5 protein-coding genes and 2 pseudogenes are annotated in these 8663 nt (G+C 45.1%); 2 read left to right on the top strand and 5 right to left on the bottom strand.

What is annotated here, in order from left to right; genetic code table 11:
- Positions 1-94: 94 nt before the first annotated feature.
- A pseudogene (locus EFBL_RS15865) lies at positions 95-996 on the bottom strand (IS1182 family transposase); the annotation flags it as partial.
- A gap of 147 nt (positions 997-1143) precedes the next feature.
- Here EFBL_RS15865 and istA point away from each other — a divergent pair.
- On the top strand, positions 1144-2694 hold the full coding sequence (gene istA, locus EFBL_RS15860; RefSeq protein WP_096183061.1) for an IS21 family transposase: 1551 nt from the start codon (positions 1144-1146) through the stop codon (positions 2692-2694).
- Between the two features lie 2 nt (positions 2695-2696).
- Positions 2697-3440 (top strand): IS21-like element helper ATPase IstB, encoded by a 744-nt coding sequence (gene istB, locus EFBL_RS15855; RefSeq protein ID WP_096183060.1) that lies wholly within the window; start codon positions 2697-2699, stop codon positions 3438-3440.
- 93 nt (positions 3441-3533) lie between these two features.
- Here the strand turns inward: istB and EFBL_RS15850 are convergent, their stop codons facing one another.
- The 4 genes and pseudogenes from EFBL_RS15850 to EFBL_RS15835 all read right to left on the bottom strand — a co-directional run.
- Positions 3534-3836: a plasmid pRiA4b ORF-3 family protein gene (locus EFBL_RS15850; RefSeq protein ID WP_216640731.1), complete on the bottom strand. Its 303-nt coding sequence runs from the start codon at positions 3834-3836 to the stop codon at positions 3534-3536.
- A gap of 5 nt (positions 3837-3841) precedes the next feature.
- Positions 3842-4414 carry a hypothetical protein gene (locus EFBL_RS20965; protein WP_207907636.1) on the bottom strand — a complete coding sequence of 191 codons (573 nt, stop codon included), beginning with the start codon at positions 4412-4414 and terminating at the stop codon, positions 3842-3844.
- 51 nt (positions 4415-4465) lie between these two features.
- Complete coding sequence (locus EFBL_RS15840) at positions 4466-5212, bottom strand: GIY-YIG domain-containing protein (protein ID WP_481779602.1); 747 nt, start codon at positions 5210-5212, stop codon at positions 4466-4468.
- Between the two features lie 228 nt (positions 5213-5440).
- Positions 5441-8563 (bottom strand): annotated as a pseudogene (locus EFBL_RS15835) (type I restriction endonuclease subunit R); the annotation flags it as partial.
- Between the last annotated feature and the right edge of the window lie 100 nt (positions 8564-8663).

Genomic DNA, 8663 nt, shown 5'->3' with positions numbered 1-8663 from the left:
ACAAAATCAGCGTACAGGAATTTGGTGTAGGGGTGGTCAACTTTTTGGTTGTCAATGTGCCTCCACGTGGTCAACTTTTATGTTATCAATCACACGTGTTCATTTCGGGCTGGTACTTAAACTTCCATTTCGGGAACAATCCTTTGGTTGGGTGAAACCGGCGGTGACCAATTACAGTAAAGATCTTCTTTTCCTGTAGGGCCTTACAAATATGAGCTGTCAGGTAACCAGAATCAAGAGCTACGGCTTCTACGGAAAAACCGAAACGCTGAATTTGACGATCTAAACGTTCGAGATAAGGGACGGAATCATGGACGTTACCAGGAGTAATATGTACATCGGTGATAATGTTACACTTGGCGTCAACTGTACGGTGGTCGAGATAGAAGAAGCCTTCCGGCTTGCCGTCTCGCACCATATAGCCGCTCTCTGGATCTGTGGTGCTGACTTTAATTTCCTTAGTTTCCGTCACCTCCTCTCTTGGCTTTAGAGCTTTTTTCCGTGTTCTAACCGGTCCTTTTCTACTGCTTGGTCTAATTCATCTAAGTATTCCCGTGTCGTTTGCTCAACCTCATGAATGACGTACTTTCGCTTGTTGGCATTCGCTTTTACATGAGTGGAATCTGTAAATAGCACTCTTCCGCTAACCATACGGTGTTTCTTGGCCTGCTCCACAATTTCATCAAAGATGTCCTGAAAAATCGTGGATTCTGCGAATCTTTTACGGTTAAAGCTAATGGTACTGTGGTCGGGAACTCGGTCAGTGAGTCCCAGGCCAAGGAACCAACGATATGCATTATTGGTTATGACTTCCCTCTCTAACTGACGCTCCGAACGAATTCCGAAAAAATAGCCAATCGTAATCATTTTGAAGAGCATAACAGGATCGATCGAAGAACGTCCGTTGTTCTCGCAATAGTAAGGCCGCACCTTTTCCACAATAAAAGAGAAGTCGATGTACTTATCAATGTACCGAAGTGAATATTTCACTGCCATAAGGCCAGTGAGTTAATGAGTGAGAGCCACCTTGTTAATAAAATAGAGCCACGACGTTAATCCATGAGAGCCACCGCTGTTTCATCCGGTACAATTGAGGAATGCGTCTCTAAATCAGAGCGCAAATAAACAGCGGGAGGTCAACCAATGACCAAGTATCGAGAAATTTTGCGGCTAAGCGGCATGGGCTTAAGCCAACGCAGTATTGCGTCCAGTTGTCAATGCTCGCGAAACACCGTTTCTGAGGTGTTGAAGCGTGCGAAGGAGAAGGATCTGTCATGGCCACTGCCAGAAGATGTGGCGGATGCCGATCTGCAGTATCTGTTATTCCCCGAAAAAGCGCAAGTTTCCCCGCGCAAGATTCCGGATTGCGAGTACATCCATCGCGAATTAGCCAAGAGCGGCGTCACCCTTAGCCTGCTCTGGAGCGAATACTGCGAGATGTGCCGTCTAAGTCACGAAATTCCCCTGAAGTACACTCAATTCTGTAACTACTACCGCAAGTATGCCGCGACCACGAAAGCCACAATGCATATCCAGCGTAAACCCGGCGAGCAAATGGAAGTCGATTGGGCAGGCCAAACCGCTTCGTTAGTGGACGCAGAGACAGGAGAATTAGTGCCTGTGTACATCTTTGTTGCAGCCTTATCCTGCAGCCAATATGCCTACGTGGAAGGCTTTCTGTCTCAGAATCAGGAAAGTTGGATTGCGGCTCATAACAACGCCTTTACTCATTTTGGCGGTGTTCCCAAAATCCTCGTACCCGACAACCTCAAGACCGGCGTTGAACAATCCTCATGGTATTCCCCTGTCATCAACAAAACCTATCATGAAATGGCCGAGCACTATGGCACGGCAGTGATTCCAGCACGCGTCCGAAAGCCCAAAGACAAGCCTAGTGCGGAGGGGACGGTCGGAATCATTTCCACCTGGATTATCGCCGCTTTACGGAATCAGACATTCTTCACACTGCCTGAACTTAATGCGGCCATCGCTGAAAAACTCGCAGCGTTTAATAAGCGTCCTTTTCAGAAGAAACCGGGCAGCAGGCTCAGTACGTTTCTTGATGAAGAGAAACATACCCTGCAACCGCTGCCAGCTTCCTTGTACGAATGCGCCACCTGGAAAGTCGCCACCGTACAGTTTAATTATCACATAGCCGTCGACAAGATGCATTACAGCGTCCCCTATGAATATATCAAGCATAAAGTAGATGTCCGCATCACCAAAGGTGTCATCGAAGTATTCTACAACCATCATCGCATTTGTTCTCATCCTAGGCTCTACGGACGTCCTGGCCAATATCATACGGTGGCGGATCATATGCCGGACAAACATAAGCAATACGTTCAATGGAATGCCGAGCGCTTTGTGTCATGGGCCCAGCAAGTCGGTCCTTACACCACTGCAGCAATTCAAGCCATTCTGGCCGGCCACCGTGTTGAACAACAAGGATACAAGGCTTGTATGGGCGTTCTGAAACTAGCAGACCGCTACTCGCTCGTTCGTGTGGAGGCTGCCTGCGCTAGGGCGCTCAGCTACACCCCACACCCAAGTTATAAACACATCAGCACCATCCTCAAATCCGGTCAGGATCTCATAGTTGATGAGCAGGCGGCAACGAAGGAAACCGAATCCGCCAACCGATCCAGTCAATACGGTTTTACACGCGGCGCAACTTACTACGGGAGGAAATAACCATGCTTAACGAAACGACCATGAACAAGCTCATCAGTATGCGATTAAGCGTGATGGCGGAATCTCTTCGGGAGCAAATGCAGACGCCCTCTTACGCCACACTGTCCTTTGAAGAACGGCTCGGATTACTCGTGGATGCAGAATGGGCCAGACGCAAGAACAATCAACTGGACCGACTCATCAAAAAGGCGACATTTCGCTATCCTAATGCCTGCGTCGAAGACATTGAATATCATGCGGACCGGAAATTGGATCAAGTACAAATCTTGCGTTTATCCACCGGTAATTTTATTCACGAGAAACATAATGTCATCCTTATGGGGGCATCCGGTGCTGGAAAAACGTATATTGGCTGCGCACTCGGCATTTCAGCCTGCCGAAATTTTCTGGCCACCAAGTACATCCGTTTGCCAGAGCTTCTGACCGATCTTGCGATTGCCCGGGGAGACGGAACATATAAGAAGGTGATCGCTCAGTACAAGAAAGTTCGCCTATTGATCATTGATGAGTGGTTACTCGTTCCGCTCACAATGACCGAATCCCGCGACTTGCTTGAAATCATCGAGGCGCGCCATCAAAATGCCTCAACAATCTTCATCTCCCAATTCTCACCGGAGGGATGGCACGAGAAAATCAACGAACATACCATGGCCGATGCGATCCTTGACCGAATAGTGCACAACTCGTACCACATACTCATTGATGGAGAAGATTCCATGCGAAAGAAGAAAGGGCTTCAGGTATAATTACACTACTAAAGAGCTGCCTCATATCGAGGTGGCTCTCCCTATTAACATCATGGCTCAAAATCATTAACAACGTGGCTCTCATTCATTAACCTAGCGGCTCCGCCGCACCGAAATATTCACTATAATGCCATGAGGGTCTTCCTTTTTTGTTGGCTTTTTGTTTTTATACTTGGCAAAGTAAAATTTGAATTCCTCATAGGATTCTTCGTCATTAGTAATTCTGAGTTTCTCCTGCGGGAACTCAAACTCATAAAGATGATAATCCAGCCAACCCATTGAAAATTGTATTGTGTCATGCAGGCGTCTGAAGGTAACATCCGCCGGGATAACTACCCTTCTCCATATTAGCGGTTCGGAATCAATTAATTCGATTTTTATCTGAAAGGCTTTCATCACTTTCACCTGAATTCCTTTCCGGTTATTCTTTTAATCATCTTGCAGAATTGCTTCCATTCTTCCGGAAACTTATTGCTACCATATTTTCTGATGGTTCTCCCGCCAGTAATTATTTCAATGCCCCATTGGGTCCCGTCACAGATTCCGGGTTCTACGTATTTTGCTTTCCAGTTTAACAAATCAATCTCTTTTAAACACTTAATAAATTCTTCTGCTATTTTTGTTCGAATGGATCTTGTACTGGTTTCTTCAGAACCGCCCTCGTTGAACAGCCACGTAGTTTTAAGATTTGTCAAATCAATAGTTACATGATAATAACCGCTGAAGTATCCACCTACTGATGCTTTGAGCCCTTTGATCTGGTCATATGCGGTGTCAAGCACCTGCTCCCGGTTCCATTCATTGCTACAATCCTTGCAGTGGTATTCCGGACCGCCTTCTATGATACAACAGCCACCCAACCTCACTTTTCCGGCTTCAGCTTCTTGAAAAAGCTTAAAACTCGGCATGCCATAAATAATTTTAATCGAATTCTTAGACCCACATTTAGGGCACTTTTTATAATTCAAAGCCACCTTCTCCGCACCTCTCTACCAATAGGTCAACAATTCATTATTTAATCACCCTTATCTATTTCTTAGATAGTACCTAATTTTTATAGTCGAACTTTTACCGCTGGGAGTAGTATGTAAAACTTCATCGCCAGGCATCATTTTCTCGTACATAATCCGGCATATCTGCGGCATCCTGTTTTTCATGCCCATCTGCTTATGAATATCCCCTGAAACCAAATCAATATAGTATTCGCCTATCATCTTTGCTTCCTGCAACAATTTTTCTATGTACTGCCTTACATCATCAGCTGTTTTCCCTTGGGAACCCGTAGCTTCAACAGCCACCCTGACACTATCCTCTGCTCTTTGTACACGTGTTCTACGCCCCGTATTGTTTCTGTAACTATCGTTTCCAAATCTGGCAAGCCACTTAACCAGCTCTAATTCTTCATCAGATAAAGGTTGTCCCTGCAAACCCTGTCTATTCCAAAGACCGCTGCTTGAAATCTCAGATAAGGGGCTATTCAAACCAAGCCAATTGCTGCTCGGGCCAAATGATGGATGCCTGTTAAGCGTTGCAATAATACCTTCTTCTAATCTCAGACGCTGAGATTCTTCATCAACCGGAAAACAGACAAAGGTGATGTTGTCCCTTAAATATCGGCTGATTTTTGCCTCAAGTTCATTTTCAAGTCCTTCATTTATTAAGTGTCCATAGTTTCTTTCATTTGCAGAATTATGCATATCAATTTCAAACACTTGTAAATATGGATCTGCAGCCATATTCAAAAAAGCACGACCGATGTTTTTACGAAAAATACTGCCATCGGCATCCTCTTTCCTTTAATGCCTTAGAAAAATCCTCAATAAAACCTTTCAGATTCCGCAAATTTATTCACCCCTTCCTATACTTTTAATCCTTCGGAGAGAACGCCAAGGGCTCCTTAAATTTTATACTTCATTTCTGACATATCATATATTCCCCTTTTCTTCCGCTACTTTTGGTAATTCTTCTTTAACAAGCTGGTACTGGTACCTAATCCCCGCGCTCTCGTTTTGGCACATGAGCTTGGCTTGCTCCATTACTATTTCCACAGCCTTAGGTGTTTTGTCCGGCGGATAACCATAGTGCTTAAGAAGCCTCTTGATGACCATCTTCATTTTTGCCTGGACGCTGGCACGAATAGACCAATCAATGCTGAGATTTTTACGTATTGCCTCAGTCAAATCCCTTGCTATCTGCTTGAGGATATCGTCGCCCATTACCTCTTTGGCAGACTCGTTTTCGGCAAGCGCATCGTAAAACGCCAGCTCATCTTCAGTAAGACCTGTATTTTCTCCCCGTTTATGAGCTTCATTGATTTCTTTGGCAAGCTGTATAAGTTCCAAAATAATCTGCGTGGTTTCAATGGTGCGGTTCTGGTACTTTCTGATGGCATTCTCTAAAAGCTCCGAGAACTTCCTGGACTGAACAAGATTCCGCCTTGAAAATGTCTTTATTTTGCCTTTAAGTAATCTGTTGAGAAGCTCGACGGCAAGGTTGCGCTGCTTCATGTTGCGCACTTCCTCCAGGAACTCGTCGGACAGTATGGCGATATTAGGCTTGTTAAGTCCAACGGCATCCAAAACATCGATAACCTCATTGCTGGCAATCGATTTGGATATAAGCTGGTTAAGCTGGGCTTCAATCTCCGCAGCAGTTTTCTTTTTAGAGTTTTCGGGAATGAGCTTAATAATCCCGGATTTAACTGCTTTATGGAAACCTACCTCAAGATTTAATTTTTCAGCAATATCGGTAGTAGCACAAAGCGAGTAGGCCCTTGAAAGTTCGCTGACCAGCTTAAGATATTCGTTTTTGCGTTCTTCTCGTAGCCCGATAATGTAGTCGATGGTTTCAACAATGGCGGACATTCTGTCGGAAGCGGAGCCGGTAAAGAATTTCTGATAATCATGACCATGGAGCAATTCCTTAATCAATTCATATTTCTCAAGGAGCACTGCTGCTGCCAGTTCAGTATCAACCCCTGTCTTCTCCCTGTCGCTCTCGGTATAATCATTAAGAGCATTTTTGAGGTTTTCGGCAATGCCGATATAATCTACGATCAAGCCGCCCTGCTTTTCCTTAAATACCCGGTTAACGCGGGCGATAGCCTGCATTAAGTTATGTCCCTGCATGGGTTTATCAATATACATGGTGTGCATGCTCGGAACATCAAAGCCGGTCAGCCACATATCACGCACAATGACTAACTTCAGCTCGTCCTTGTTATCCTTCATGCGCTTTGCAATCCGATCCCGGGTAACCTTTGTGCCAATGAAAGGCTGCCATTCCTTAGGATCAGAAGAGCTTCCGGTCATGACCACCTTAATCACGCCTTTTTCCACATCGTCAGAGTGCCATTCCGGGCGCAGTTCTACAATCGCTTTATAAAGGTCAACCGCAATCCGCCGGGACATGGTTACGATCATACCTTTGCCCACTTCTGTTTCCTGGGCTGCGAGACGCTTTTCAAAATGCTCCACAATATCTTTGGCAATCGCTTTAACACGCTGCTCGGCACCGACAATAGCCTCAAGCCTTGACCATTTGGACTTGAGCTTTTCTTTTTGGGTATACTCCTGGTATTCAGTAATTTCTTCGTATTCGCTGTCAATGACGGGTTTAAGTTCATCCGGCAGCTCCAGCTTCGCAATCCGGCTTTCATAGAAAATACGTACTGTCGTTCCGTCCTCTACTGCCCTGGTCATATCATAAATATCGATATAGTCGCCAAATACAGCTCTGGTATCCTTGTCCGTAAGCGATATTGGCGTTCCGGTAAAGCCGATATAGGATGCTTTAGGAAGGGCATCACGCATATATTTGGCATAGCCGTATTTGACCTCAGCTTCCGTATCACCCTTGACAATTTCCGCTCCGAATCCGTACTGACTTCTATGGGCTTCATCAGCAATAACAATTACGTTTTCCCGGTCTGTAAGAACAGGTACGCTGTCGCCTTTTTCTTCAGGGGCAAATTTATGTATGGTCGTGAATATTATGCCTCCCGATTCTCTCGCCAGAAGTCTGCGAAGATCTGCCCGATCCTGAGCCTGCACCGGTTCCTGGCGTAATAAGTCTTTTGATTTGGCAAATGTGGAAAACAACTGGTCGTCAAGGTCATTTCGGTCGGTAATTACTACAATTGTCGGGTTATTAAGTTCTTTGGCCAGAACAAGCTTGCCCACATAGAAAACCATAGAAAGACTTTTGCCGCTGCCCTGGGTATGCCAAACAACGCCGGCTTTGCGATCTCCCTCAGTAATTGCAGCCCTTATAGTGCTTTCGACTGCCTTGTTGACAGCATGATATTGATGGTAACCTGCCAGAATTTTGTAAGTATCTTTTCCATCAGTCTGGAACAACACAAAGTTCTTAATAAGATCAAGCAGGCGCTCCTTTTCAAACATTCCTTTGATTAAGATCTCAAGCTGTGGACGGCCTACAGGTGCAACCTCGTCCCCATCAATCGTACGCCACATCATGAACCGGTCTTCATCGGCAGTTATTGTGCCTGCCCTGGCATTAACACCGTCAGATATAACCACAAAGGAATTATAGGTAAAGAGGGACGGGATAGTATTTATATAGTTTTGGATCTGATTAAAGGCATCAGATATTTCTACGTCCTCGTTGGCAAGGTTTTTAAGCTCGATGACAACAAGGGGAATGCCGTTGACAAATACCACCACATCAGGACGCTTTTCAATCCTGTTCTCAATCACAGTAAATTGGTTAACAGCCAAAAAATCATTATTCTCTACTTTCTCGAAGTCAAAAACCTTGACCTGCTTGCTGACTATTCTGCCATCACTGGCCCTAAAGGTAGCATTCACCCCATCGGTGACCATCTTCTGAAAAAGATGATTGTTGTCTATTAGTGCAGGATTAAGCGGCACGAGTATCTGATGCAGGGCGTCGTCAAGAGCCTCCTGGGGCAAATCCGGGTTTATACGCTTTAAGGCGTCCTTCAGACGTTCCTCCAGTATTACATCGGAATAATCAGAACGTTCAGGATAATCCCCACCGGGCGAAAGATCAGGAGCAAAGGCAATTTCGTAGTTGAGTTCCTCAAACCATTCCAAGGCCGCCTGTTCTAACTCATCTTCATATACGTTATGGTTTGACATAAGGTTTCCTCCCTCAATAAATTAATGTTTTCTTCGTTTTTCTCGCTCTATCACACTATTTCACTTTTGACGCACGAAGCACCCATGGATAATATTTGAC

Source organism: Effusibacillus lacus (assembly GCF_002335525.1).
Taxonomy (GTDB): domain Bacteria; phylum Bacillota; class Bacilli; order Tumebacillales; family Effusibacillaceae; genus Effusibacillus; species Effusibacillus lacus.
This window is presented reverse-complemented; position numbering and strand designations above follow the sequence as displayed.